This is a genomic window from Nocardia aurantiaca (assembly GCF_009708175.1).
GTDB classification, from domain to species: domain Bacteria; phylum Actinomycetota; class Actinomycetes; order Mycobacteriales; family Mycobacteriaceae; genus Nocardia; species Nocardia aurantiaca.
In genome coordinates this window covers 159816-186379 of record NZ_WMBB01000001.1, presented here as the reverse complement: position 1 = coordinate 186379, position 26564 = coordinate 159816, and the positions used below count along the sequence as shown (strand labels likewise).

Sequence of the window (26564 nt, the reverse complement as noted above, 5' to 3'; positions counted from 1 at the left end):
CCGTCGCGACCGGTCGCTCCGAAGTTCTGCCGGTCCACATCGACGGCAGTGCAGCCGCCGGCCCGTAGCACTGCAAGAATTGGGGATGTGACTGCTCCCCGTGACCCCGGTGCCGATCCCGGTCGCTGGGGTGACGAGGACTCACCCATGATCGAACGGCATCCGGGATACGACCACTATCCGCCCGCCAACCGCGCGGGCCGGCGGCCCGTCCCGCCGCGCGACGAGTCCGAGGTGCCCGCGTTCCTCACCCACCGCTCCCCCGCGCAGCCCAGGCGAACCGAGTCCGGCCGCCGCGCCGAACCGCCGCGCGAGCCGGACCAGCCCACCTCACGCTGGGCACGCCGCCGCCACCACGACACGAAACCGGACTCCCGAGACACGACTCTGCCGTACGACTCGGACACGACCCGGCCCTACGAATCGACCCGGCCCTACGAATCGCAGCCACCGGCCACTCGCTCCGAGCGCTACGACCCCGAGCGCTACGACCCGCAACCCGCACCGCACTCCCCATCGCGGTGGCCGGGGCATTCGGACCGACCCGACCCGACCCGGCACTCGCACACGGATCAGCCGTCGCCGGAATCGGCTCACCCGCAATCGCATTCGCAGGAGCACGACCCCGGCGCGCACGACAGCGGCCTGCACAAGCCGCCACGCAAGCTGACCGTCACCCGGGTCGCGGCGCGCCGCAGCATCGAACTCACCGAACGCGGCTTCGCGACCTTCCAGCGCGCCGCCAAGGCCGACGGTGCGGAGGAGTCGGGGCTCACCGCGCTCATCTACGCCACCATGGCCAACTTCGCCACCGACGCCGCGATCGCGGTGGCCCTGGCCAATACGCTGTTCTTCGCCAGCGCCACGGCGGAATCCAAAACCAAAGTGGCGCTGTACCTCTTGATCACGATCGCTCCGTTCGCGGTGATCGCCCCCGTCATCGGCCCCATGCTGGACCGCCTGCAACGCGGTCGCCGGGTGGCGCTGGCGGGCTCGTTCGCCATCCGCGTACTCATCGCGGGGCTGCTCATCTTCAATATCGACAACTGGGCGCTGTATCCCCTGGCCCTGTGCATGATGATCCTGAGCAAGTCGTTCTCGGTGCTGAAGTCCGCGGTCACCCCGCGCGTGCTGCCGCCGGGAATCGACCTCGTGCGCACCAACTCCCGGCTCACCGTGTTCGGCCTCGTCGGCGGCACCATCGGCGCGGGCGCGGTGGCGGCGCTGACCGCCAAGATCGCGGGCTCGACCGGCGCGCTGCTGTTCGCGGCGGCCCTCGCCGCGGCGGGCGCGATTTTGAGCCTGCGCATTCCGTCCTGGGTGGAGGTCACCGAGGGCGAGGTCCCGGCCACCCTCGGCTATCACGGCAACGACGCCCGTACCGAGGTGCTGGACCCGGGCCAGGCCGACGCGGTGCGGCCGAGCATCCGCCGTCAGCCCCTGGGCCGTTCGGTGGTGACCGGTCTGTGGGGCAACAGCACCGTGCGCATCCTGACCGGCTTCCTCACCTTCTACGGTGCGTTCGTGGCGAAGTCCACCGAGCATCGGCCGGTACAGCAAGTGGCCATGCTGGTCGTCATCGGTGCGGCCGCCGGCATCGGCAATTTCGCGGGCAATGCCTCGGGCGCGCGCATGAAACTCGGCCGCCCGCAATTGATCGTGGTCAGCTGCACCGGCGCGTGCGTGGCCGTCGCGGTCATGGCGGCGGTGATGGGCAACCTGATGGGCGCGGCCCTCGCGACGCTGGTCGCCTCGGCCGCGAGCGCCTTGGCCAAGGTCTCGCTCGACGCCTCGATCCAGGACGATCTGCCGCCCGAATCCATCGCCTCCGGTTTCGGCCGTTCCGAGACCGTGCTGCAGCTGTCCTGGGTGGTCGGCGGCGCGATGGGCGTCCTGCTGCCCACGACCTGGCGGATCGGTTTCACCGTGGTCGGGTCGGTGATGGCGCTGGGCTTGATCCAAACGGCGTTCAGCTACCGTGGTCATTCGCTGCTGCCCGGTTTGGGCGGTAACCGACCCCAGCACGCCAAGCAGGAAGTCCCCGGTGCGCACGGCGCGGGGGAACCCACCACCCAGTGACGGACAAAGGAAACCCGGTGAGCCAAACCAAAACCCGCACTATCGTCGCTCTGTCCGGAGTGGCACTGCTGGTTTTCGTCGCAGCGGTAGCCGCCGTGGTCACGATCGCGGTACGCGACACCAACAAGCCGGATCCCGAGATCACCGCGTACGCGCACGGTAAGTCGGTGTCGGTGAGCCCGTTCCTGTACTGCGATCTCGAGGTGTCGAAAGACCGCCTCTCGATGGGCAAGTGCGACTCGACCCAGGACATCTCCGATATGGATATACCGCCGGGCTCGACGGTGCAGCTATCGCTGCCGAAGGAGATCGCCGACGCTCCGTGGGAAATCCTGATCGGGTACCGCCTGCCGAACAACAAGGCCAACGGGGACATCCTGACGTCCCAGAAACCCTGGAGGCTGTCGGGCAAACCCGAGCGGGACGAGGACCCGGGGTGGGCCAAGCCGCTCACCGTGACGATCAAGACCCCCGCGAACGAACATGTGCGCCTGGCCATCATGGAACTGCACCTGCCTGTCCCCGCCCAGGATGAGAACGGAAACCAGGGCGTCATCAACCGCGGGATCTGGGCCATCCATACCCCCGAGTTCGACCCCGCGCTCTTCAGCTGAGATCGAGCGCGCCCCAAGGCAAGTCGGGCCCCGGTGATCGAATCACCGGGGCCCGCTCGATTCCTGGGTTCGACCTAGTGGTCGAGCTCCCGCGCCACGCCGCGCACGACCTCCGCGATGCGCTGGGCGGTCTTGCGATCCGGGTACTTGCCGCGGCGCAGATCCGGCTGCACCTTGGTCTCGAGCAGCGTGATCATGTCCTCGATGAGGCCGTGCAGCTCGTCCGGGGTCTTGCGGTTGACGGGGGCGTCGTTGCGGCCGCCCCGGCGGTCTCCACGCTCGCCCCGGCCGCGCTCCTCGCGCAGAGAGGGTGTCTCGAGCAGCTTCAGCGAAAGCGCCTGCGGGCCACGGCGACCCGCGGCCATACCGAATTCGACGCGCTGGCCGGGCTTGAGCGCCTCGACACCATCGGGCAGCGCCGACGATCGAACATAGACGTCCTCTCCCTCATCCTGGGAAAGGAAGCCGAAGCCCTTTTCGACGTCGTACCACTTCACCTTGCCGGTCGGCACTGCGCTCACCCGTTCGTCGCTCGAGCCCGGGCAGCCGGGCACACTCATAGTCGCCGGACGCGAACGCCGGCGACCTTTCCGTTTGCGAAAAGAACGCGCCCCACAGCTTTGCAGGACGCGACTGGCCCCGAGTCTACCCCGGTGTGAATAGCCCGAGCACATCAGTTTTACGGTCGAGAGGTGTCCGACATTTCTTCGAAGCAGGCCCCTCGCGGTTCCTCGAGCTGGCTGCTGTATATCGCTATGGGCCTGTTCGCGATTGGGTTGCTGGCCGTTGTCGCAATCTTCGGCGTCGGCCTGCTGTCCGATTCCAAGCCGGGGCTGTGGCTGTATCTGCTCGCCATGTGCGCGCCGCTCGGGTTCCTGCTGTCGGTGGTCTACGCGCTCTGGTCGGGGCGCAGGGCGCGCTGAGGTTGCCCAGTTCGTTACCCGACCATTCCTGTGATCTTCGTCACATAACAGGAAGGTCACAGAGCGGTGACGGACCCCTATCGGCCGAGACTCGCCGAGACTACCTGCGCAGAAGCCAACCGGAACCGCTTGCGCCGGTTAGTGACCCGGACGGACACAGCGGTTACCAAATGGTGATTTTTCGCCGCGGTCGTCGTAGTGTCTTCCACGCCGGGTCAGCCCGGCGCCACCGGCCCGCCGCACCGAACTTCGCCCCGCGGGTACGGACCCCCAACTGGAAAAAGGGGCGAAGACGAGGAACAGCGCACATCCAGTGCGCCGGGCCGGACGACCTCTCAGTTCGACCCCGGTAGTCGGCCTCGCAGGCGCGTACGAGAGGAAGACCCGAATATGAGTGGACGCCATCGCAAGCCGACCAACACCGGCCGCACTGTCGCCAAGGTTGCCCTGACGGGCATCGCCCTCGGCGGCGCTGGAGTGGCCATGGCAGGTAACGCCAGCGCGGCACCCGACTCCGACTGGGATCGCCTCGCACAGTGCGAAGCCGGCGGCAACTGGGGCATCAACACCGGCAACGGTTTCCAGGGTGGGCTGCAGTTCTCGCCCGGCACCTGGACCGCCCACGGCGGCGGCGAATACGCCCCCACCGCCAACCAGGCCAGCCGTGAGCAGCAGATCGCGGTCGCCGAGAAGGTGCTCGCCACGCAAGGCTGGAGCGCTTGGCCCGCCTGCTCCTCGAGCCTCGGCCTGACCAGCGGATCCACTCCGCGCACCGCCCCCGCGCCGGCGACCTCCGACACCCCGCAGTGGAACCCGCAGCAGGCGGGCCCCGGCGCCGGCACCGACGGCACCCAGGAGGTCTTCCAGGCCGTGGACCGTGCCATCGCGGTCGCCCAGTCGCAGGGCGTCCAGATCCCGCAGCCCGCGCTGGATTTCCTCAACGCCACCAAGGCCAGCGGCGCCAAGCTGGACCCGAGCGTCGTGAACTTCTTCGAGGCGAACAAGGGCCTGCTGCCCCAGTAGCGACCACGTTCCCCCTCCGGAATGCCCCGCATCAACGTCGATGCGGGGCATTCCTGTTTCGGGCCCTATGCCCTGCCGCCCGGGGAGCTTCACCGGTCCGATTGCCCGCGTTGCCTTTTCGCCCGCCGAAATCCGTAGGTTCGCGGGCCCGCCTCGGCCTGGACCGGGGCTCGACAGAGCTCCGCCTGGGAGCGGTGGAGCCGGGCGGAGCAAGGAAGACCGAGGTAACAGGGCCGCGAACGCGCCACAGCGAAGCGGAGGCAAATAACGCAGTGCCGGAGGGGGCGGTCCCGAGGGCCGCATGCCAGAATGAGCGGCGTGGTGAACAAATCGAACAAACCCTATGTCGACAATGGCTGGCCGGATATGGCCGATGGCGATCACGCGGTCACCGAGCTCTCCTCGGCCCGCTCCGGTGGTCTCTCCCCGTACGGCGAGGACACCGAGTTCCCGCTGCCGGCCGATCAGCTGCCTTACGTGCACCCGCACACCGTCGTCAACCGCTGATCCGACGCCCGACCGACAACCATGCGGTTAACGGCGCTCGTTCCCGGGCGGCCGCCGCGTATACGACTCCAGGCCTCGTCTACCGCCTGGTCGCCGCGGCGGCCGCTGAACCGCGTCCGCACCGTGTCCCGCCTGCCTGCTGCCCGATGGATCGGGTGAAGTGACCGAAACCCCCACCCCGGCCACGTCTGCGAAGTCCACCGCGCGCGCGGACGCGACTCTGGCCGAATGGCTTTCCAAGCGCAGCGACGAGGATCTCGTCACGCTGCTGCAATTGCGGCCGGATCTGGCCGTCCCACTGCCCGCCTCCATAGCCGTACTGGCCGCGCGCACCGAACAGCGCGCCTCCGTACTGCGGGCGGGCGACGAGCTGGACACCCTCGACTTCGCCGTCATCGAAACCCTTGTCGTGCAAGGGGCCGCGGACGGCCGCCTCGGCGAGCCATTGCCCGCCAAGACCCTGCGCAAACAGCTGGCGGACCGGGCGCCGGCGGCGGCCGTCAATGCCGCGCTGCGGAAACTGCGCGCCCGCGCCATCGTCTGGGGCCCGGACACCGCCCTGCGCGTGACGCCCGCCGCCCAGGAGGCGCTGCCCTGGCCGCTGGGCAGCACCACCGCACCGCCGGACGCGCTCACCGAACCCGAGATCACCGCGGCCCTGGCCGCCTCCTCGCCGCAGGAGCGCGCCCTGGTGGAGAAGCTGGCGAGCACCGGCCCGCGCGGCCGCACCCGCGACGCCGCGCCCGGCACCCCCTCCGAACGCCCGGTGCAACGACTGCTGGCGCACCGCCTGCTGAATTTGGTCGACGAGCAGACCGTGGAGCTGCCGGTCGCGGTCGGCCAGGTGCTGCGCAATGAACCGGTCACCGATCCGCACGCGCTCACGCCCCCGCAACCCGATTCGACCAAGCACGCACCCGCCGACATCAACGCGGTGGCCGCGGGGGAGGTCGGAGAGCTGTTGCGGCACAGCGCCGCCATCCTCGACGTGCTGGGCCAGGCGCCCGCCCCGGTGCTGCGCTCCGGCGGTCTCGGCGTGCGCGAGCTGCGCCGCGTGGCCAAGCAGACCGGCATCGACGAGAACCGCGTCGGCTTGCTGGCCGAAATCCTCACCGCGGCTCGGTTGATCGACAAGGGCACCCCCGAACCCGCGCCCGAGAGCGACGGCACCGAGGACTACTGGACGCCCACCACCACCGCCGACGCCTGGCTCGCGGTGGTGCCGCCGCGCCGCTGGCTGGTGCTGGCCCAGGCCTGGCTGGAGCTGGACCGGTTCCCCTGGATGATCGGCCTGCGCGATGCCAATGACAAACCGCTCGCGGCGCTGTCGGCGGAACTGCGCACCGCGCACGCCGTCCGCGACCGGCACGCCATCCTGGGCCTGCTGGCCGAATTCCCGCCCGGCACCGAGGTTTCCGCCGCCGACCTGGGCCGCATCCTGGCCTGGCGGCAGCCGCGCCGGCGGCGGCACTATCGGCTGAACGCGGTGGCGAGCACGCTGTCCGAGGCGGAGGCGCTCGGATTGGTGGCGCGCGGTGCCGTCACCTCCGCGGGGCGCGCCCTGCTGCACGGCAGTCCCGAGGACGCCGAATCCGAGATGGCGATCGCGCTGCCGGAGCCGGTGGATCACGTGCTGGTGCAGGCGGATCTGACGGTCATCGCGCCGGGCCCGCTCGCACCGGAACTCCAGGACCGGATCGCCATGGTCGCCGATGTCGAATCCGCGGGCGCCGCAACGGTTTACCGCATCGGCGAGACCTCGGTGCGACGCGCGCTGGACGCGGGCGCGACGGCCGCGGAACTGCACAACCTTTTCACCACGCATTCCCGCACCCCGGTCCCCCAGTCGCTGACCTATCTCATCGACGACGTGGCCCGCCGCCACGGCCGCCTGCGCGCGGGCATGGCGCAGAGCTTCCTGCGCAGCGAGGATCCGACACTGCTGGCCGAGGTGCTGGCCGCGCCCGTGGCCGGGGAGCTGGCGCTGCGCGCGGTGGCCCCGACCGTCGCCATCTCACAGGCCCCGCTGGGCGAGGTGCTGGAGCGACTACGCGCGGCGGGTTTCAGTCCGGCGGGCGAGGACTCGTCCGGGTCGATCGTGGATCTGCGCCCCCGCGGCGCCCGCCTGGCCGCACGCCGGCAGCAGCGCCCCAACTGGCGGCCCAACCCGCCCAGCACCGAGCAACTCCAGTCCCTGGTGGCCGAACTCCGCGCGGGCGAGCGCGCCGCGAACGCCCGTCCCGGGCAGGCGGTTCGCTCCGACGGCTCCCGCACCAGCACCGCCGCCACCCTGAACCTGCTCCAGCTCGCCGCCCGCGCCCGTCGCCCTGTCCACATCGGCTACGTCGATGCCCAGGGCATCGCGACCCAGCGGGTGGTGGAACCCCTCAAGGTCGGCGGTGGCCAGCTCGACGCCCTCGACCCGGTCACCGGCGCGGTCCGCCACTTCACCCTGCACCGCATCGCCTCGGTCGCCCTCGTCGAATAGGAAAAGCCCGGCGCCCGAACGGCATTCGCCATGCCGCCCGCGCACCGGGCCGGGATTTCCAGGCCCGGGTCGATTCCCCGGGAGTTCCGGGGCTGGGATCGAAGCGCCCGAGAGCTCCGCGGCCCGGGTCGAGCGCCCAAGGGTTCCGCGGCTCGCATCGTGCACCCGAGAGTTCCGGGGTGTTCGGGGCTGAGCCCCGGCATCCCTGGGGTTCGGGGGCGAAGCACCCGAGAGCCCCGAGAGTTGGTTTACCCCTTGGGGTTACCCAGGCAGAAGGTGGTCTTCGGGTCCGGCACGATGCGGAAGCCGATGGCGGTGTTCGCGTCGCACGCGAATTCGTCCGCCTGCCCGTCGATCCGCTTGATCACCTTGAACGACGCCTCGGGAGCCGTGCACGCCACGAACTTGTAGCCGGTGGTCTGGCTCTCGTTGTAGCAGGCCCCCTCCTTGAAGTTCGGGCTCAGGCACAGGAACGCCGTGGTGCCGCCGTTGAGGGTCTCCTCGTAGGAGGTCTGCTCCTCCTTGCAGTCGGTCTTCTTGTCGTAGACCGCGGCTACCTTGTAGACCGCCTTCTGATCGGAGCAGGCGACGGGCGCGGTCTTGGAGTCGGTGGCGGAGCCTTCGATGACGTTGATGCAGTCGCCCACCTTGGCCTTGGCGGTGTCGGACTTGCTGGCGTCCTCGAGCATCGAACAGCCGGAAACGGCCAGCACGGCCACGGCTACCGCCACGAGGGCGAGCACGAGGCGCACCAGCGTCCTCGTTCCTGCGAACTTCACTAGCGAAAACCTTTCTCACCGAACAGTTCACGGCTGTGAACGCGGTGAGAATACCTGTGTGCCGACCGTACCCGCATCCAACATGGGGGTTATATCAAGACTGCATGGAAATCTCAGTGCAGCATGGACAGTCCGCGCATGCCCAGCCACGAGAGATTCACGAGGATGGTGGGAAGGGCGCCGAGCAATTGCAGGCTGAAGGCGTTCACGGTCTCTACCTCTCGATCGAAATAAACTGGGCACACGTCCAACTGTGGCCCGCCGTGCTCTGTGTCGCTCCCCACCCGCGCCTCGTTACATGAGCGCATCAAGAGGTTCGCGCATTACCGTGCCGAGCCGGTCCCCGATCCGGTGCCCCCGGAACCGCTCGCCGAACCGCTGTCCGCCGAGCCCGTTCCGATCGGACCGCTGGGCACGGTCGCGCCCTTCGAGCCCGGCCGGTTGAGATAGACGGTCACCGGCGTCGAGGCGTCCGCCTCCACCGTCAGCACCCGCGCACCCGCGGCGGAGGTGACATGCCCGCCGTCGACCCGCACCGCATAGCCGTCCGGATAGTGCACATCGGAGACATAGATCTCGGTCGGCCCGCCCGCCGGGCGCGGGGTGTACCGGTAGGCGAAGTCACCGGTGTCCGGATCGAAGATCATCCGCCCGGGCGTGCCCGCGGTCGCCCGCGGATAGGTGCGCACCAGCTGCTTGCCGATATCCCCGAGGAACGGATCCGGCTTCGGGCCGCCCGCGCCGAAGTGCGACGCGTAGTGCCAGTACTGCCAGCTGACGAACCGCTCGTCGGCGCGGATCAGGGTATTGCGCAGGACGCTCGCGTCACCGTCACCGAATTCGGTGACCAGGGTGGGCACCTGGGCACGCGCGGTGAAGGAGTCGATATTGCTCCAGGTCTTGTCCTGCTGCAGCGGGCACAGACCGCGCAGGAAGGCGGGCAGCCCCATATAGATGGCGAGCTGGCTCGGCACGCAGTAGTCGTGCGGCGCGAAGGCAATGTCGGGCGCGCTGATCGGCGGATTCTCGCCCAGGTTGGTGGGCATGGTCTCGTTCCAGGTGACGTTCGGCTCCCACAGCACCATGAGATCGCCACCGCGGGCGCGCACCGCGTCGGTCAGCTTCCGCATGGCCGCCTGGTACTTCACGTCGAAGCCGGGACAGCCGTTCGGGAAGCAGGATATGAAGGCCGAGCCCGGCCACGGCTCGTTGAGCAGTTCGATGCCGAGTGCGCCCGGGTGGCCGCTCACCCGCGCCGCGAGCGCCCCGAGCGCCTCGCCCAGATAGTCGAGCGCTCCGTAGGTGTTGTTCCAGACCTCGTCCCAGCCGGCGTTCATGCTGGGCATGAGGTAGTAGAGCGGGAAGCCGACATTGGGTTCCAGCCCGCTGGGCCGCGCGTGGATGGACCAGTCGGGGAAGCCGTTGCCGCCCCAGATCTTCGACAGTCCGTCCTGATGGTTGTCGAGCAGGGTGTGAATCCCGTACTGCGCCAAGGTATCCACCACCCCGGCGACCCGATCGAGGTACGCGGTGTCGACCACGCCCCGGGTCGGCATCAGCCCGTCGAACGACACGCCGAGCCGCACCGTATCGAATCCGTGCCGCGCCAGCAGCGCCGCGTCGTCGGCGGTGAGGGTGAGGCCGTCGCCGGGCTCGATGAAGGGCGGTTCCTTGTCCACATTGTTGACGCCGTGCAGTACGACGACCCGGCCGCTGTCGTCCACGAAGTGCGTGCCATCGGTGTGTATCCGCCCGAGGGCGGCGGTGTCGGGCGCGGCCTGTGCGACAGCGGCGGGCGTGAGCAGCGCGCCCGCGAGTGCCGCGGCGAGCAGTCGGCGGATCCAGCGCCCGATGTGGTTTCCCCCGCCCCGGGCCGTGGTGGTCCTGTGCATCGGCACCCCCTGTTCAGGTCAATCGTCCAAATGGACAGCCGTCCAATTTGCGTGTGATCGTAGCCACCGGAACTCGGGTCTTGACCGTTTTCGGGAGAACAAATGCCCCGCTTTCCGCCCCGCAGCCTGCGCCCTGAGCGAAAAGGGCGCAGGTCACGTGGCCATGTCGGTGGGTTCCTGGAGAATGGACGAGGCCCGTTCGGGCCCGGACAAAGCCAGGAGGTGTCGTGACCGACGGTCCACTCATCGTGCAGAGCGACAAAACGCTGCTGCTGGAGGTCGACCACGAGTCGGCCGATGCGGCGCGGCAGGCCATCGCGCCGTTCGCGGAACTGGAGCGCGCGCCCGAGCATGTGCACACCTATCGGGTGACGCCGCTCGCGCTGTGGAACGCGCGCGCGGCCGGGCACGACGCCGAGCAGGTGGTGGACGCGCTGGTCAGCTTCAGCCGGTATGCGGTGCCGCAGCCGCTGCTGGTCGACATCGTCGACACCATGGCCCGCTACGGGCGGCTACAGCTGGTGAAGCATCCCGCGCACGGACTGGTGCTGGTCAGCCTGGACCGCGCGGTGCTCGAGGAAGTGCTGCGGCACAAGAAGATTCAGCCCATGCTGGGCGCGCGAATCGATGACGACACGGTGATCGTGCATCCCTCCGAGCGAGGGCGCATCAAGCAGATGCTGCTCAAGATCGGCTGGCCCGCCGAGGACCTCGCCGGGTACGTGGACGGCGAGGCGCATCGGATCGACCTGGACTACGAGTCCAGCGACTGGCATCTGCGCGACTACCAGGAACTGGCCGCGGAGTCCTTCTGGGCGGGCGGTTCCGGCGTGGTGGTGCTGCCGTGCGGCGCGGGCAAGACCATGGTGGGCGCGGCGGCCATGGCCAAGGCTCAGGCGACCACACTGATCCTGGTCACCAATACGGTGGCCGGGCGGCAGTGGCGGCGCGAGCTACTGGCCCGCACCTCGCTGAACGAGGACGAGATCGGCGAATACTCCGGTGAGCGCAAGGAGATCCGCCCGGTCACCATTGCCACCTATCAGGTCATCACGCGCAAGACCAAGGGCGAGTACCGGCATCTCGAGCTCTTCGACAGCCGTGATTGGGGCCTGGTCATCTATGACGAGGTGCACCTGCTGCCCGCCCCGGTCTTCCGTATGACCGCGGACCTGCAGTCGCGCCGGCGACTCGGCCTGACCGCCACCCTGGTGCGCGAGGACGGCCGCGAGGGCGACGTGTTCTCGCTGATCGGCCCGAAGCGCTATGACGCACCGTGGAAGGACATCGAGTCGCAGGGCTGGATCGCGCCCGCGGAATGCGTCGAGGTGCGGGTCACCCTGACCGACGCCGAGCGCATGACCTACGCCACCGCCGAGCAGGAGGAGCGCTACAGGCTGTGCTCCACCGCGCGCACGAAACTGCCGGTGGTGGAATCGATTCTGGCCCGGCACAAGGACGCGCCGAGCCTGGTGATCGGGGCCTATCTGGATCAGCTGGACGAGCTGGGCGAGCATCTGAACGCCCCGGTCATCCAGGGTTCCACCCGCACCAGGGAGCGCGAGGAGCTCTTCGACGCCTTCCGCCGCGGCGAGATTCCGGTGCTGGTGGTGTCGAAGGTGGCCAACTTCTCCATCGACCTGCCGGAAGCCTCGGTGGCCGTGCAGGTTTCGGGCACCTTCGGGTCGCGGCAGGAGGAAGCGCAGCGGCTCGGGCGGCTGTTGCGGCCGAAACACGATGGCGGCCAGGCTCACTTCTATTCCGTGGTCGCGCGTGACACGCTGGACGCCGAGTATGCCGCGCACCGGCAGCGTTTCCTTGCGGAGCAGGGGTATGCCTATCGCATCACCGATGCGGACGACCTGTTGGGGCCGACGATAGGATAAGCGGAGGAAGAGCCTCCATAAGGCGGGAGGGACGCACGTGCGGCGCTTCGAATTCGCGGTGGACCGCGATCATGCCCGGGCGGTCAACGAGGTCGTCGCGTACCTGCGCCGGCTTCGCATCTGGGCGTACACCGCGGCCATCGTGCTCGGGCTGGGCACGGGATTCCTGATCTGGGTGAACCATCCGTGGTCATGGCTACTGGCGGTGGCGTTCCTGCTCGCCGCGGTGACCGCGCTGTTCATCGGGTACTGGACGCCGCATCGCGGCCGGGTCGACAAGCTCTACGCCGCGGGCGAGCTGATACCGGCGGTGGTGTCGGAGACCCATGGGAACGGTGCGACGCTGTTGGCCCTGGTCGATCTGGCCAAGCCGAATGCCGCGGGGCCGCGCTACGCGCTGGTGACTCGCACGGTCCGCTCGCTACCCGGCCACCGGACCCGCGCCGGAGAGCGCGTCCCCGCCGTGACCGTGCGCGTGGACCGCGCACCCGGCCCGGTCGGCGATCTGTGGCAGACGGTGAGCGCCATGCCCATCGCCTGGGGCACCCGGGACCTGAACATCATCGAGCGCGCCCGCGCGGCCATCCACGAGGTGGAGTGGAAGCTGCTCACCGACAATCTGGATCTGGCCACCAAGGTGCGCGGCGCGGACGCCAAGCGCCTGCTGTTGGATCCGCAACAGCTGCCGGAAGAACTGCGCGGCTGAACAAATCCGGACGACGGGCCGGGCCGCCGAAAATACAATGATCCGATGATCCCCGCCGCGAATATGCTGGCATTCCTCGTCGCATCCATCGTCATTGTCATAATCCCCGGTCCCGGTGTGCTTTTCGTGATCGGCAGGGCGCTGACCTACGGGCGGCGCGCGGCGCTGCTGTCGGTGCTGGGCCATTCGGTCGGCGTCCTGGTGATCCTCGGGCTGGTGGCCGCCGGGCTGGGCGCCATCCTGGCCGCATCGGCCATCGCGTTATCGGTGGTGAAGCTGGCCGGTGCGCTGTATCTGATCTACCTGGGCATCCAGGCCATCCGGGAGCGGCGGACGCTGCGCGAGGCCTTCGAGGCGAAGGTCGAACCCATGGAGAACGGCCGGGTGCTGCGACAGGCGGTGCTGGTGGGGCTGACCAACCCGAAGGCCATCATCTTCTTCTCGGCGGTGCTGCCCCAGTTCGTGGAGCCGGCGGCGGGCGCGGTCCCGGTGCAGATGCTGATTCTGGGCGCGCTGTTCCTGATGGTCGCGCTGATCTCCGACTCGGTCTACGCCCTGTTGGCGGGTACCGCGCGGAACTGGTTCGCGCGCTCGCCCAAGCGGCTGGAGGTGGTCGGCGGCGTCGGCGGAGTGATGATCATCGGCCTGGGCGCCGGCGTGGCCGTGTCGGGCGGCGGTAACTGAGACTCGGGCCGATTAGCATCGGGCTCATCGATAATCGCGCGGAAAGGGGTGGCTGGAGCGCATGAGACGGAACTGGCGGTACCTGGCGGTGGGGGCGGTACTGCTGGCGGGCGCGAATGCGGCTCCCGCGCAGGCGAATTCGGGTGAACCGCTGGCGGGTTCGCCCGGGCTGGGCGATCCCTACTACCCGATGGACGGCAATGGCGGCTACCACGCCGACCACTACGACGTCACCATCTCCTACGATCCCCCGTCGCATCAGCTGATCGGGTCGACCCGGATCGACGCGGTGGCGTCGCAGGCGCTGCGGTCCTTCGACCTGGACTACAGCGGGCCGCAGGTCTCCAAGGTGACCGTCAACAACCTGCCCGCCTGGTTCGACCGAACCGATGAGCACGAACTGGTCGTCACGCCCTTGATCCCGCTGCTGCCCGGCCTGCCGTTCACCGTGCAGGTGCAGTACGCGGGCGCGGTGACCGGCACCGACGGCGAGGGCTGGGTGTTCTCGCCCAGCGGCGGGGCTTTCGTTGCGGGCGAACCGCATTCGGCCGCCAGCTGGTATCCGCTCAACGACACGCCCTTGGACAAGGCGACTTTCACACTGCACGCCACCGTGCCGCAGGAGTGGGAGGTGATGTCCAATGGCGACAAGGTGTCCGACACCGTGCAGGGCGCGAATCGGACCGTCTCCTGGGAGATGCGCCAGCCGGTCATCGGCTACCTGACCACCATTGCCATCGACCGGTTCGAGTTCCTGGAACAGCGGCGCGCCAATGGAACTCCGCTGCTGAGCGCGTTCGCGCCGGACGCTGTGAAGGCCGAGGACGTGGAGTCGCGGCTGCCGGAGATCCTGGACTTCCAGGAGCAGCTGTACGGCCCCTACCCGTTCGACACCGCGGGCGGCATCTATGTCGACACCGATCTCCAGTTCTCGCTGGAGACGCAGTCGAGGCCGATCTACGCCCCCTGGACGGACCTGGACACCGTCGTGCACGAGATCACCCACCAGTGGTGGGGCGATTCCATGTCGGTGAAGCAGTGGTCGGATGTCTGTCTGAACGAGTGCTTCGCCAGCTACACCGCCGACTATCTGTGGCCGGAACGCAAGGAGGGCAAGGACGTCGACGCCCAGTATCGAGAGACCGTCGCGAAGTACCATGACGATCCGAGGTTCTGGGAGATCGCGCTCCAGAATCCGGGCAAGGGCAGCGAATTCACCTCGGTCTACTACCGGGGGCCGCTGTTCCTGCACGCGCTGCGCCGCACCATGGGCGATGACGCCTACTTCCCGGCGGTCCGCGACTTCGTCATGGCGCACACGTACGGCAATGCGTCCATGCCGGAGTTCCGCACGTTCATGCAGACCCGTACATCCCATGACCTGACGGGCTTCTTCACCGCCTGGCTGGACCGCACCGATCGCCCCGCGGACGAATTCCTCTACCCCGGCAATCTGCGCGCGTGAGACACTGCCCGCCAAGGGAATTCGTGGCGGGCGACCCGTTCAGGCCGGCAGCGGACGGGTGCGATCCGACAGCACCAGCGCGGCCATGGCGCCGAGCACCGAGCCGGTGACGAACCGCTGGGCGCGCAGCCAGAGCGGCCGGCGCCCGAGGAAGGCCGTGAACGCGCCCGCGCTGAGCACGATCAGCCCGTTCACGGTGACGGCGATGCTGATCTGCACCGCGCCCAGGCACAGGCTTTGCAGCCAGACCTGACCGCGCGCGGGTACGACGAACTGTGGAATCAGCGCCATGTACAGGATGGCTATCTTGGGATTCAGCAGGTTGGTGACCATGCCCATGGTGAACAGCCGCCGCGTCGAGTCGGCGGGCAGCTCGGTGGGCGTGAACAGCGAGCCCCCGCCCGGCCGCAAGGTCTTCCACGCCAGGTGGAGCAGGTACAGCGCACCCGCCACCTTCAACGCGAGATACAGCGCGGGCACCACGGCGAATACGGCGGTGATCCCCGCGGTCGCCGCCGCCAGGTACACCCCGAACCCGACCGCCACCCCCGCCAGCGACACCAGTCCGGCCCGCCGACCCTGCGATACCGTCCGCGACACCAGATACATCATGTTCGGCCCCGGCGTGAGCACCAGCCCCAGCGCCGCCGCGGCCACTCCCAGCACCGCACCAGTTTCGATCACCCGCCCTATTCTCCGAGCCCCACCCACCCCTGTCTCGGTCCACTTGCCACCGGCTGGACCGCGACGCGAGAGCCGCCGAACCGCCTCCCCGACCGACCGAGATCGGGGGTGTCCGCTGGAAAGTCCCACCGATCCACGCCATGCTCCGCTCCCCGTCGATCGGTCACCGCCGAGCCGACGTCAGCTGTCCGGGGTGAGGTCGGCTTTGCCGCGGAGGACGCGGGATCCGAGGGCCTCGAAGGCTTTCGGGGTTTCGGCCCAGTCGAGGGGTGAGCCCGATGTCGGGGCTGAGGCGGGACGCCGTGTCAGCGCAGCGCTTCCGCGCTGTGCCCGGCGCGCAGGCGGCGGACACCCTCGGCGATGGTCTCCTCCTTCTTGCAGAAGGTGAAGCGAACCAGGTGATTCCAGGCGGCCTGGTCATCGGCGAAGACGCTCACCGGCACCGCGGCCACGCCGAGGCGTTCGGGCAGCTCCCGGCAGAAGGCGTAGGCGTCGGCCGCGCCCAGCGGCGTGATGTCGGCGCACACGAAATACGTTCCATCGCTGCGCTTCACACCGAATCCGGCCTCGGCGAGCGCGGCCGACAGGCGAAGCCGCTTCTCCGACAGGGTGTCTCGCAGCGTGGCCACCCACTGCTGCTCATTGTTCAGCGCGTGGGCGACGGCGGGCTGGAACGGCCCGCCGCCGACGAAGGTGAGGAACTGCTTGGCCGCCAGGACCGCGTCCAGCAGCGGCGCGGGCGCGCACGCCCAGCCGATCTTCCAGCCGGTGACGCTGAAAGTCTTGGCGGCACTCGAGACCACGATGGTGCGTTCGAACATGCCCGGCAGGGTGGACAGGCTGATGTGCTCGTGCCCGTCGTAGTAGAGGTGCTCGTACGCCTCGTCGGACATGACATAGAGGTCGTGCTCGATGACGAGTTCCGCGATGGCGGTGAGGTCGGCGCGCGACAGCACGGCCCCGGTGGGATTGTGCGGCGAATTCACCAGCAGCAGACGGGTTTTCGGCGTGATGGCGGCGCGCAGGCTGTCCAGATCGAGGGCGAAGCCGTCGCCGTCGGGGACCAGCCGCGCGGTCCGGCGCCGCGCCCCGGCCAATGCGATGGCCGCGGCGTAGGAGTCGTAGTAGGGCTCGATGAGCACCACGTCATCGCCCGGTTCGACCAGTCCCAGAATGGTGGCCGCGATGGCCTCGGTGGCGCCGACCGTGACCAGCACCTGGCTGTCCGGATCGTAGTGGGTGCCGTAGCGACGGGCGCGGTCGGCGGCGATCGCCTGGCGCAGCGCGGGCACGCCGCGGCCGGGCGGGTACTGGTTGAAACCGTCGGCAATGGCCTGCCGCGCCACCTCGAGCATGCCCGCGGGACCGTCGCTGTCGGGGAAACCCTGGCCGAGGTTGACCGCGCCGTGGCGCACGGCCAGTTCGGTCATCTCGGCGAAGATCGTCGACGCGAAGGGCTGCAGACGGGCGACGGTCGGAATACGCGGCATGTTCGGAGCCTAATCCATCGGCGAAAACGACCGTCGGCGGTGATTTGTCTCACAATCGCGGGTGACAGCGGCTCAGTCGGGCAGCCGGATGCCGCTCAGCTTCGCCGGATTCACCACGTCGTAGACGCCCCACACCTTGCCGTCGCACACGGTGAAGGCATACACGCGCTGCGGGTTTCCGGCATCGCCGTCCCGCGGCGGGATAGCGTGCGCGAGAATTCCCCACTGCCCGTTGACCAGCACCGGTTCCAGCTCGCGGCCGAGCCCGGTGCGCTCCGGATCCAAGAGCCCGAACCTGCGCCACAGCCCCAGCCACAGGCGCACGTTCTTGTCCACGCCCGCAACCACATTGACCGCGGTGGATACCGCGCCGCCGCCGTCGCCGATGGTGCGCACGTCCGGGTGCAGCGCGGCCACGATGGCGTCGACATTCCCGCTGGCCAGTGCGGACATCAGTCGCTGCACAGCGGCCCGGTGTTCGTCGTCGGTGACCGGCGCCGGTGCGGCCGACACCGCCTTGCGGGCGCGCGTCGCCAACTGCCGCGCGGAGTCCACGGAAACACCGAGGATATCGGCGATTTCGCTGAACGGCACCGAGAACCCGTCGTGCAGAACGAAAGCCACGCGCTGCGGCGGTGTGAGCGTGTCCAGCACGACGAGGGCGGCGAAACGGAATTCCTGTTTGCGTACCACGGCCGCCAGCGGATCGGGGGCGCTGGAGGGCGTCACCGCGGTGACCACCGGCTCCGGGAGCCATTGCCCCACATACTTTTCCCGCCGCACCGTCGCGCTGCGCAACCGGTCCACACAGATGCGGCTGACCACGGTGGTGAGCCAGGCGCGCAGGTCCTCGATCTCGGATTGGCGGGCCACCGCGAGCCGCAGCCAGCTCTCCTGCACCGCGTCTTCGGCATCGCTGACACTGCCGGTGAGCCGATAGGCCACCGAGAGCAGATGCGGCCGATGCGTTTCGAACAAGTCGGCGAGAAGAGCGGCAACCATCGCAACGATCCTACGACCGGGCTCCGACAGCCTCGCCACCACCCCGGGCGGCCATAACCCGCTGGGCCCGCACGGGATTCCCCACCGGCCGCGCCGGATTCCGTGACAGCATGACCACATGGACGCGGAATCCCTCTCCGACGGCACGGTCTGGCTGTCGCCGCCGACCGTTTCCGATATCGACGCGATCACCGCGCTGTGCCAGGAACCGTCCATCGGCGCGTGGACCACCATGCCGGTCCCCTACCACCGCGCCGACGCCGAGAAGTTCGTCCTCGACGTCGTCGGCCCCGGCTGGGCCGGCCGCAGTCCCACCTGGGCGCTGCGCGGCGCCGAGCACGGCCCGGTGATCGGCATGATCGGTCTGAGCCCGCTCTATCACCGCCGCGACGACGGCATCGCCGAGATCGGCTTCTGGCTCGCCCCCGCCGCCCGCGGCACGGGACTCATGACGCGGGCGGCCCGGCTGGTCTCCGCCGCCGGTCTCGATCCCACGTCCCTGGCCTTCGAGCGCCTGGAGTGGCGCGCCTTCGTCGGCAATCACCCCTCCGCCGCCGTGGCCCGCCGCGCGGGCTACCACTACGAGGGACTGATCCGCGGCGGCGGCATGCAGCGCGGCACCCGCCGCGACATATGGGTAGCGGGCCGCCTCCGCGCCGACCCCGCGACCCCCAGCCCCAACTGGCCGCGGGGCGTCTGAACGGCCGCGGGACCGCGGCACGACGCCGCGCGCGCCACCGGGTGGGAGCGCACGACTCGGCCTGCCCCGGTCGGCGCGCAGTCGGTCAGGCCGCGTTCTCACCGGCATCGGTGTGATCGTCGAAGCCGATGCGCGGGCGGGTTCTCCGATCGCAGGTCGCCCCGGCGCGCACGGTCCTGATGCCGGCCCACGCATTCGGTCGGGGTGAGGCGGCGGACCAGCGGATCATGCATGACCTCGGCCGAGTCGAAGGTGAGAAGGCCATGGTCATGAACCGCTACACCACCGCGCTGTCAGCGCGTGCGACATTGCTCGGGCCCTGAAATGTGTTCGGCGCACACCCGCCGGACTGGGTGTGCGCCGAACACAGTGTGCACGCCGGACTCGTTCGGCGCGAGGCGAGCTCGCTACGAGCGGGTGCTGGTCCGGGGCCGGACCGGGTCAGCCGCGGGCCGCGCGGCGCCGGGCGACGGCGTCGGCCAGGCGATCGAGCTGGGCATCGGTGGTGTCCCAGTCGATGCAGGCGTCGGTGATGGACTGGCCGTAGGTCAGGTCCTCCGGGTGGCCGAGGGTGAGGTCCTGGCGGCCCGCCACGATGAAGGACTCCATCATCAGGCCGACGACGGTGTCCTCGCCCGCCGCGATGCGCTCGGCGAGATCGGTGACGACATCCACCTGCTTGTTGTGGTCCTTGTTGGAGTTGCCGTGCGAGGCGTCCACCACCAGCCGCTGAGCCAGCGAAGACTTCTCCAGCCGCAGCAGGGCTTCCGCGCAGGAGGCGGCGTCGTAGTTGGGGCCGTTGCTGCCGCCGCGCAGGATGACGTGGCAGTCGGGATTGCCCGCGGTGCGGATCAGCGCCGAACGCCCGTCGAGGTCGGTGCCGGGGAACACGTGCGAGGCGGCCGCGGCGCGCACGCCGTCCACCGCGACCTGCACGTCGCCGTCGGTGCCGTTCTTGATGCCGACCGGCATGGACAGCGCCGAGGACAGCTGCCGGTGCACCTGGCTGGCGGCGGTCCGCGCGCCGATAGCGCCGTAGGCCACCAGGTCGGCGATGTACTGCGGGGTGATCGGGTCCAGGAACTCGCACGCCACCGGCAGCCCGAGCGCGGTGATGTCGACCAGTAGGCGGCGGCCCAGGTCCAGGCCGGTGTTGATGTCGAAGCTGCCGTCCAGGTGCGGGTCGTTGATCAGACCCTTCCAGCCCAGCGTGGTGCGCGGCTTCTCGAAGTAGACGCGCATCACCACGTGCAGCCGGTCGTCCAGCTCGGCGGCCTTGGCGGCGAGGCGACGCGCGTAGTCCAGGGCGGCCTCGGGATCGTGCACCGAACACGGGCCGACGATCACCATGAGGCGGTCGTCCTCGCCATTGAGCACGTCGACGGTGGCCTTGCGGCCCGCGCGCACGATGTCGGCGAGTGTGTCGTCGATCGGGTGGGCGGCACGGATCTCCCGGGGCGAGCGCAGCGGGCTCACGCTGAGCGTGCGCTGGTCGTCGAGATCGGAATGCCGGTCGAGATCGGCGGTGATAGTCATGCGTGGGTTTCCTTGTCCCAGGCCGACCCACGGAGATCTTCGTTCGAAACCCCTTAGAGCCGGTCTGTTTTCGTCCGGCTCGGGGTGGAGGATATCAGCGCAGGTTCACGCCGCGCGACCCACCCGGGGCCGGCTGGCTAAACCAGAAATACGCACGCTGCATGCCACGAACTGTACCAGAGATCCCGCGTCGTGCCTGTGGCGTAGGACACGATCGATGGGACGGGCTTCCCACTAGCTGGGATGGCCCCGGTCAGCGCAGGATGTAGTGCAGGATCACATCGTGTACGTGGCGGGTCTTCTCGTCGCCGCGGAACTCCACCTCGTAGGTGTGGTGCCCGGTGCTGATGGCGATGTGCCCGGAGGAGAAGAACTGTCCCGCGAAGGACTTGTTGGTCAGGATGCTCACGCTCGAGATCCGCCCGTACGGGATGCTCGTGATAGCGATCTTCTTGCCGACGAACGAGTTGTCCTGGATGACGACCCGCCGGTCGGTGAGCCCGAGGAATCCGGTGCCCACCCCGATGGCGTCGTATACGGCGAGGATCTGCTCGCCGGGCAACAGTCCCTGCTGGATCTTGTCGAACTGATCCCGCCGGTCGACTGGAATGTTCATCTGCCCACCCTCCGGGTCGAGGTCAACGGCGCACGAACGGATAGCTGACCTTGGTCAGCTGCTCGGACAGCTCCCACAGCCGCCGCGCCGTCACCTCGTCCTTGGAGGCGGCGGTGGAGGGGCTCGGCCCGGGGTAGCCGCGCATGCCGCGCAGCCCGGTCGGGCCGTAGAACCCGCCCGGCTCGACCTCCGCGGTGGCGGCGAACAGCGTTGGCAGCGCGCCCATTTCGGCGCTCTGCGCGAACAGCTTGTTGCCGATCGACATGAGCGTGTCGTAGAGGGACTCGGTGTGCCCCTGCAGTTCGGTGGCGGCGTAGCCGGGATGGGCGGCCACCGACACCTTGCTCGAACCGGCGGCGGTCAAGCGGCGCTGCAGCTCCCGCGCGAACATGAGGTTGGCCAGCTTGGACTGCCCGTAGGCGGCCCAGCGCTGATAGGAGCGCCGCTCCCAGTTGAGGTCCTCGAGGTCGATGCGGCCGATGGCGTGCATGCCGCTGGAGAGCGTGACCACCCGGTCGCGGATCTTGTCCAGCAGTAGTCCGGTCAGCGCGAAGTGGCCGAGATGGTTTGTGCCGATCTGCATTTCGAAGCCTTCGGCGGTGCGCTTGAGCGGCACCGCCATCACGCCCGCATTGTTGATCAGCACGTCGGCCCCGTCGACGGAGTCGGCGAACTCGTGCACCGAGGCCAGGTCGGCCAGATCCAACCGGCGCACCTGCGCATTGGGGCCGATCTCGTCGGCGACGGCGCGCGCCTTGATCTCATTGCGGCACGCCATGATCACCTGCGCCCCAGCACCCGCGAGCGCACGCGCGGTGACCGCGCCCAGCCCGCTGTTGGCGCCGGTCACGATGACCGTCCGGCCCGCTTGATCGGGGATGTCGGAGATGTCCCAGCCGCTCACGGAGTCGAGTCTAGGGCGGCGGAGGCGCGCTCGTCTGGTGTCGGCGCGAACCGGTCCCCGATCCGCGATTTGCCCATGCCCACCGGGGGTCCACCGACACCCGGCGTGTCTAACTCGCCTTCATCCCCTTCGACCTGCGCAAGAGATGGCTTTCTCGACCATGGACGCGCCGATATTCACGGGTTTGCCGGGCGTTCCGCTCCGGATCTGGAAAGAGGGTTCCCGCCGGTCCGTCCTGGCCACCGGGCGGGTCATGGCCCTGTCCGCGCCGGACTGAAGTCACATCACCGGCGGCCTCGAACCGCGACCACCGCGACCGCGAGCGGCAATGGCGGATTCGGGGGCAGATCCAGCGGAGACAGTCCCCGCCGAACTGGACGCCGCCGCGGACGACACCGGTCCAGCCGACGATGACAATGACCGCCGACCGATACGGACGACCCGTCTGCTACCAGCTGCTGCCCGATCCCGGCATCCTCAGCGACGGATGCACCCTGCCGCCGACGCCCTGAGAGGCCCCGGCCGCATCGGTCCCCGCGCCCTGCGAAAAGGACACGGGGACCGTGCTTTTCAGGACGCGGCGAGGACCTCGTCGTCGGACATGGCGGCCACCTCCAGGTAGAGCCGGGCCACCCCGTCCAGGCGACCGGCCGCACCGGCGCGCTGTTCGCGATCCAGCGAGCGCCTGGTCAAGCCCGCGACCGTGCGCGCGGCGAAGAAGTCGGCGACCACAATGTCCGGGAAGTCCAGCCAGTCCCGCACGCGGGCGACCACGGCGGTGGCCAGCACCGAATCGCCGCCGAGGGCGAAGAAGTCGTCGGTCACGCCGACCCGCTCACGGCCCAGGACCGTGGCGACGATATCGGCCACCGCCCGCTCGACATCGGTGCGGGGAGCGACGAATTCGCCGTCCCGCTCACCCGCGGCGAGCAGGGTCGCGATGGCCTTGCGATCCGGCTTGCCGTTCGAGGTGAACGGCAGCTCGGCCGACAGTTCGATGTGGGCGGGAATCATATAGGCGGGCAACAGGTCCGCGGCGGCGTCCAGCAGGGCGGCGACCTCCAGGGTGACGCCCTCGTCGGCCACCACGACCGCCGCCAGCTTGGGGGCGGCCGCGCCGAGCACCGCGGCGACGGCATGGCGCACGCCCGGCAGGGCCCGCAGCGCGCTCTCGACCTCACCGAGTTCGATCCGGTAACCACGGATCTTGACCTGATGATCGGCGCGGCCCAGGAACTCCAGGCAGCCGTCGGGCAGGTACCGCGCGAGATCGCCGGTGCGGTACCAGCGCAGGCCCTCATGAGTCACGAACCGTTCGGCGGTGCGCTCGGCATCGCCCCGGTAGCCGGCGGCCACGCCCGATCCGCCGATCCACAGCTCACCGGTGACCCAGTCCGGGCAGTCCTGCCCCGAGGGGCCGACCACCCGGCAGCGCACATTCCGCAGCGGGGTGCCGTACGGCACAGCCGACCAGGCTTGCGGCACTTCGGCATTCACCACCTCGCAGATGGTGGAGTGGATGGCGGTCTCGGTGGCCCCGCCCAGGCCGGCGAACCGGCAGTCCGGGGCCACCGCGGCGAGCCGTCCGGGCAGCGCCACGTCCACCCGGTCGCCGCCCAGAATCACCGTGCGCAGACTGTTCACCGGGTTACCGTCCGCGGCCGCCAGCAGCATGTCCAGCAGGCTGGGCACGCAGTTGACCACCGAAACCCGGTGCCGCCGGATCATCTCGACCCATCGGCCCGGTTCGCCGCGCTGTCCCTCATCCAGCGCGACCACCGCACCGCCGGCGCTCAGCAGGCCGAAGATGTCGTACACCGACAGGTCGAACTCCAACGCCGACAGGGCCAGTGCCCGATCCGCCGCGACGATCCCGAACCGCTCGTTGAGGTCGTCGATGGTGTTCATGGCCGCCCGATGCGGTACCTCCACGCCTTTCGGCTTCCCCGTCGAACCGGACGTGAACAGCACGTAGGCGATGGCCTCCGGATCGGGAATCACCGCCTCCCCCAAAGGCTTCGGATACCGCCGCGCCTCGTCCAGCGTGAGCGTCGCGGCCCCGGGCACCTCCGCCCCGGCCGTCACGGCCGCCACGACGGCGCTGGTCCGCGCGATCTCGTCGCGCCGTGCCGCGGGCTGATCGAACCCGATCGGCACGTACACGCCCCCGGCGGCCAGCACACCCGCGGTTGCCAGGATCTGCTCCGGCCCCTTCGGCAACTGGACGGCGACCGCGTCTCCCGGCCGCACGCCCGCCGCGCGCAGTGCGCCCGCCACCGCGAGCGCCTGCGCCGCCAGCTCGCCGTAGGTCAGCACCCGTGTCCCGGAGCCGGAATCCGACCACCGAACCACCTCCGCGCGTCGCTTTTCGTGCGTGGTGACGCCCAATTCTTCGGCGTCGGCGCGGGACTCCCAGATAACCGCCGGCGCGGCGGGATTCGCGGCGGCGAACGCGAACAGCCCGCTGTGCAGGACACGCCCGCTCGCCGGACCGTCGGTGGCATTGACCCGGGCCCGGACGACCGCCTGCTCCACCGGGATTCGGACCGCGGCCTCCGCGTCCCACCCCGCGCCGCGATCGACGCGCTCGGCTCCCCGACCGTCCGTCACCGCGCCCCCTCGGCCCGCGTCGCCGACCGACAGCGGATCCGGCTGCTCGACCGCGCCCGGCGCGACGACGTCGGCCGCCACCGGCGTAGTGCCCGGCACGGACTCGTCGCCGCCGGCGAGCCGCAGGACTGCGTCGATGTAGCGGGTGAACATGGTTTCGACCATGGCGGGCGGGAAGGCGTCGGCGCGGACGTCCCAGTTCAGCAGGAGACCACCGCGCACCTCGGTGACCTGGGCGTCGAGCAGGACCTGCGGTCCCTGCGAGATGATCCAGACCGGGTCGCCGAAGGTCGCGGTGACCTGGTCGGCGAAGGTCGCGGTGACCTGGTCGGCGAAGAGTTCGCCGAGGTTGATGGCGCTGGTGTAGACGATGGGGGCCAGCACCGGTTCGGCGCGCAGGCGGCCCAGATCGCGCAGCACCTCGAGGCCGGTGTAGCCGGAATGGGCTCCGGCGGCATGCAATTCGCGCTGCAACGCGCGAGCACGATCGGTGACTGTCGCCGGCTCGGTCACATCGACCTCGAGCAGCACCGAGGAGGTGAAGTCGCCGACCACCCCGTCCACCTGTGGATGCACCGGTTCCCGATGGAACAGCGGCAGATTCAGCAGGAAGCGGCGCTGTGCCGACCAGCCGCCGATGGTCTCGGCGAACACCGAGGCCAACGCCATGGCCGGGGTGATGCCCCGCGCGTGCGCCGCGGCGAACATGCGCGTCTTCGCCTGCGGCGACAGCCGGCGATGCAATCGCACGGTCCGCGCCGCCCGCTCACCCGGTTCCGGGCCCGCCGCACCGGCCATGCCCAGGCCGGCTCCGGACGCCGCGCCCCGGCTCGGGGGCGCAGTGGTTTCGCAGGCACGCGGTAGCTCGGGTGCGCCCGGCAGATCAGCGAGGCGCTGCCGCCACCACTCTCGGTCGGCCGCGTGTTCCGGTGCGGGACCGGCGTGTTCGGCCAGGTACCGCCGGAACGTGTAGTCCTGCGGCGGCAGCTGCTCACCGTGATACAGCCGCGCCAGGTCCGCCACCAGGATCCGGTAGCTCATGGCGTCGGCCGCGAGCATGTCCACATCCAGGTGCAGCCGGGTCCGCCCCTCCGGCAGCAGCGTCAGCGCGATATCGACGACCTGCCCCTCCTCCACCGCCATCAGCTGATGAGTCCGCCGCTCCCGCAACTCCGCCAGCGCCCGCGCCACCGACTCGGCGTCCGCCGTACGAAGATCGGTGACACTCCAGACCTCCCGCCCCGGCCGCTCCAGCGTCTGCTGCCTCCCGTCCGGCAGGAACCGCGTCCGCAACATCGGATGCCGCCGCACCAGCCCCGCGACCGCCGCTCCCAGCCGTTCCGGATCCACGCCTGCCCCGTCGAATTCGACATACAGATGCGCCGCGACGGCCCCGAGTTCCTGCCCCTCGGCCCGCCCCACCCAGTACGCGTGCTGCATCGGCGCCAGCGGGAAGGGCCTCCCGTCGTCACCCGGTGCAGCTGCCCCGCCGACCAGACTGTGCACCGCCGCAACGCCCCCGACGACCGCTGTCGTGATGTCCGCCGACCCGGTGACAGCGTCGGTCGTGCGGTCCGCCGCACCGCGCGAGTCAGCCGCCGCAGGCGAATCACCCTGGCCGGCTGTTCGATTCACGGCCTTCGGGGTTGCGCCCGCGGGCGGGTGCGTGTCGCACTTCCCGTGGTCGGGCGAGTCGCCGGCATCGGCATTCACCCGAACGCCCCGGTCCGCCTCGCCGAGGAGGCGGTGCCAGGCGGCGATGGTGGGTTCGGCGGCGAGCTGGGCGAAGTTGACGGGGAGGCCGCGTTTGCGCCAGGAGCCCGCGAGCTTCATGGTGCGGATGGAGTCGAGGCCGAGCTTGATCAGGTCGTCGTGGTCGGCGATGGCGGCCGGGTCGAGGTTGAGGTGACCGGCGATCGCGGTGCGGATCTCGTCCCGGGCGATTGTCGCCGCCGGCGCCTGGGGTGACTCCATTT

At 69.6% G+C, this 26564-nt stretch carries 21 protein-coding genes and 1 pseudogene; 11 read left to right on the top strand and 11 right to left on the bottom strand.

The features are described 5' to 3' along the window. The first annotated feature begins 147 nt into the window (after positions 1-147). Both GLP40_RS00825 and GLP40_RS00820 read left to right on the top strand, forming a co-directional pair. Positions 148-2079, top strand: coding sequence for an MFS transporter (locus GLP40_RS00825; RefSeq protein ID WP_154786313.1), 1932 nt, complete (start codon positions 148-150; stop codon positions 2077-2079). 17 nt (positions 2080-2096) lie between these two features. Next, on the top strand, positions 2097-2693 hold the full coding sequence (locus GLP40_RS00820; protein WP_154785883.1) for a DUF2771 family protein: 597 nt from the start codon (positions 2097-2099) through the stop codon (positions 2691-2693). A 74-nt stretch (positions 2694-2767) separates the two neighbouring features. On the opposite strand, the gene GLP40_RS00815 is transcribed toward GLP40_RS00820, so the two are convergent. Beyond that, entirely contained in the window at positions 2768-3205 is a 438-nt protein-coding gene (locus GLP40_RS00815) for a cold-shock protein (protein ID WP_328289623.1), read from the bottom strand. A 180-nt stretch (positions 3206-3385) separates the two neighbouring features. Here GLP40_RS00815 and GLP40_RS00810 point away from each other — a divergent pair, with 180 nt between their 5' ends. From GLP40_RS00810 to GLP40_RS00795, 4 genes are all read left to right on the top strand, one after another. Then, positions 3386-3616 carry a hypothetical protein gene (locus GLP40_RS00810; protein ID WP_154785881.1) on the top strand — a complete coding sequence of 77 codons (231 nt, stop codon included), beginning with the start codon at positions 3386-3388 and terminating at the stop codon, positions 3614-3616. A gap of 390 nt (positions 3617-4006) precedes the next feature. Then, positions 4007-4639, top strand: a complete 633-nt coding sequence (locus GLP40_RS00805) for a transglycosylase family protein (protein ID WP_154785880.1) — start codon at positions 4007-4009, stop codon at positions 4637-4639. Positions 4640-4948: 309 nt separating this feature from the next. Then, positions 4949-5146: a hypothetical protein gene (locus tag GLP40_RS00800; RefSeq protein ID WP_154785879.1), complete on the top strand. Its 198-nt coding sequence runs from the start codon at positions 4949-4951 to the stop codon at positions 5144-5146. A 160-nt stretch (positions 5147-5306) separates the two neighbouring features. Beyond that, positions 5307-7634: a helicase-associated domain-containing protein gene (locus GLP40_RS00795; protein ID WP_328289532.1), complete on the top strand. Its 2328-nt coding sequence runs from the start codon at positions 5307-5309 to the stop codon at positions 7632-7634. A gap of 248 nt (positions 7635-7882) precedes the next feature. Here the strand turns inward: GLP40_RS00795 and GLP40_RS00790 are convergent, their stop codons facing one another. Next, positions 7883-8413 carry an LppU/SCO3897 family protein gene (locus GLP40_RS00790; protein ID WP_328289531.1) on the bottom strand — a complete coding sequence of 177 codons (531 nt, stop codon included), beginning with the start codon at positions 8411-8413 and terminating at the stop codon, positions 7883-7885. A gap of 323 nt (positions 8414-8736) precedes the next feature. Further along, entirely contained in the window at positions 8737-10305 is a 1569-nt protein-coding gene (locus GLP40_RS00785; protein ID WP_154785877.1) for an endoglycoceramidase I, read from the bottom strand. Positions 10306-10532: 227 nt separating this feature from the next. On the opposite strand from GLP40_RS00785, the gene GLP40_RS00780 reads away from it, so the two are divergent. From GLP40_RS00780 to GLP40_RS00765, 4 genes are all read left to right on the top strand, one after another. After that, positions 10533-12191 carry a DNA repair helicase XPB gene (locus GLP40_RS00780; RefSeq protein WP_328289530.1) on the top strand — a complete coding sequence of 553 codons (1659 nt, stop codon included), beginning with the start codon at positions 10533-10535 and terminating at the stop codon, positions 12189-12191. A gap of 37 nt (positions 12192-12228) precedes the next feature. Continuing rightward, positions 12229-12897 (top strand): DUF3239 domain-containing protein, encoded by a 669-nt coding sequence (locus GLP40_RS00775; protein ID WP_328289529.1) that lies wholly within the window; start codon positions 12229-12231, stop codon positions 12895-12897. 45 nt (positions 12898-12942) lie between these two features. Further along, positions 12943-13581: a LysE family translocator gene (locus GLP40_RS00770; RefSeq protein ID WP_154785876.1), complete on the top strand. Its 639-nt coding sequence runs from the start codon at positions 12943-12945 to the stop codon at positions 13579-13581. Between the two features lie 61 nt (positions 13582-13642). Beyond that, a complete protein-coding gene (locus tag GLP40_RS00765) occupies positions 13643-15046 on the top strand; it encodes a M1 family metallopeptidase (protein WP_154785875.1) in 1404 nt (467 codons plus the stop codon). A 39-nt stretch (positions 15047-15085) separates the two neighbouring features. On the opposite strand, the gene GLP40_RS00760 is transcribed toward GLP40_RS00765, so the two are convergent. The 3 genes from GLP40_RS00760 to GLP40_RS00750 form a co-directional block, all read right to left on the bottom strand. Beyond that, a complete protein-coding gene (locus GLP40_RS00760) occupies positions 15086-15730 on the bottom strand; it encodes a LysE family translocator (protein ID WP_328289528.1) in 645 nt (214 codons plus the stop codon). Between the two features lie 305 nt (positions 15731-16035). Then, a complete protein-coding gene (locus tag GLP40_RS00755) occupies positions 16036-17220 on the bottom strand; it encodes a pyridoxal phosphate-dependent aminotransferase (protein WP_154785874.1) in 1185 nt (394 codons plus the stop codon). Between the two features lie 72 nt (positions 17221-17292). Then, a complete protein-coding gene (locus GLP40_RS00750; protein WP_154785873.1) occupies positions 17293-18222 on the bottom strand; it encodes a sigma-70 family RNA polymerase sigma factor in 930 nt (309 codons plus the stop codon). A 118-nt stretch (positions 18223-18340) separates the two neighbouring features. Between GLP40_RS00750 and GLP40_RS00745 the strand changes: the two genes are divergently transcribed. Continuing rightward, positions 18341-18922 carry a GNAT family N-acetyltransferase gene (locus GLP40_RS00745; RefSeq protein WP_154785872.1) on the top strand — a complete coding sequence of 194 codons (582 nt, stop codon included), beginning with the start codon at positions 18341-18343 and terminating at the stop codon, positions 18920-18922. Between the two features lie 441 nt (positions 18923-19363). Here the strand turns inward: GLP40_RS00745 and GLP40_RS00740 are convergent, their stop codons facing one another. The 5 genes and pseudogenes from GLP40_RS00740 to GLP40_RS34675 all read right to left on the bottom strand — a co-directional run. Next, positions 19364-20458, bottom strand: coding sequence for a 3-deoxy-7-phosphoheptulonate synthase (locus tag GLP40_RS00740; protein WP_154785871.1), 1095 nt, complete (start codon positions 20456-20458; stop codon positions 19364-19366). Positions 20459-20711: 253 nt separating this feature from the next. Continuing rightward, positions 20712-21074 carry a PH domain-containing protein gene (locus tag GLP40_RS00735; RefSeq protein WP_154785870.1) on the bottom strand — a complete coding sequence of 121 codons (363 nt, stop codon included), beginning with the start codon at positions 21072-21074 and terminating at the stop codon, positions 20712-20714. A 22-nt stretch (positions 21075-21096) separates the two neighbouring features. Further along, positions 21097-21978, bottom strand: a complete 882-nt coding sequence (locus tag GLP40_RS00730) for an oxidoreductase (RefSeq protein WP_328289527.1) — start codon at positions 21976-21978, stop codon at positions 21097-21099. 570 nt (positions 21979-22548) lie between these two features. Further along, complete coding sequence (locus GLP40_RS33490) at positions 22549-26028, bottom strand: amino acid adenylation domain-containing protein (RefSeq protein ID WP_407671521.1); 3480 nt, start codon at positions 26026-26028, stop codon at positions 22549-22551. A 369-nt stretch (positions 26029-26397) separates the two neighbouring features. Beyond that, positions 26398-26562 (bottom strand): annotated as a pseudogene (locus tag GLP40_RS34675) (phosphopantetheine-binding protein); the annotation flags it as partial. Positions 26563-26564: the final 2 nt, after the last annotated feature.

Bases quoted from the DNA above. Each gene is read 5' to 3' on its own strand.
- GLP40_RS00770 (WP_154785876.1), top strand. From the start codon at position 12,943: ATGATCCCCGCCGCGAATATGCTGGCATTCCTCGTCGCATCCATCGTC.
- GLP40_RS00750 (WP_154785873.1), bottom strand. From the start codon at position 18,222: ATGGTTGCCGCTCTTCTCGCCGACTTGTTCGAAACGCATCGGCCGCAT.
- GLP40_RS00800 (WP_154785879.1), top strand. From the start codon at position 4,949: ATGAGCGGCGTGGTGAACAAATCGAACAAACCCTATGTCGACAATGGC.
- GLP40_RS00740 (WP_154785871.1), bottom strand. From the start codon at position 20,458: ATGACTATCACCGCCGATCTCGACCGGCATTCCGATCTCGACGACCAG.
- GLP40_RS00745 (WP_154785872.1), top strand. From the start codon at position 18,341: ATGGACGCGGAATCCCTCTCCGACGGCACGGTCTGGCTGTCGCCGCCG.
- GLP40_RS33490 (WP_407671521.1), bottom strand. From the start codon at position 26,028: ATGCAGCACGCGTACTGGGTGGGGCGGGCCGAGGGGCAGGAACTCGGG.
- GLP40_RS00805 (WP_154785880.1), top strand. From the start codon at position 4,007: ATGAGTGGACGCCATCGCAAGCCGACCAACACCGGCCGCACTGTCGCC.
- GLP40_RS00825 (WP_154786313.1), top strand. From the start codon at position 148: ATGATCGAACGGCATCCGGGATACGACCACTATCCGCCCGCCAACCGC.
- GLP40_RS00735 (WP_154785870.1), bottom strand. From the start codon at position 21,074: ATGAACATTCCAGTCGACCGGCGGGATCAGTTCGACAAGATCCAGCAG.
- GLP40_RS00755 (WP_154785874.1), bottom strand. From the start codon at position 17,220: ATGCCGCGTATTCCGACCGTCGCCCGTCTGCAGCCCTTCGCGTCGACG.
- GLP40_RS00765 (WP_154785875.1), top strand. From the start codon at position 13,643: ATGAGACGGAACTGGCGGTACCTGGCGGTGGGGGCGGTACTGCTGGCG.
- GLP40_RS00785 (WP_154785877.1), bottom strand. From the start codon at position 10,305: ATGCACAGGACCACCACGGCCCGGGGCGGGGGAAACCACATCGGGCGC.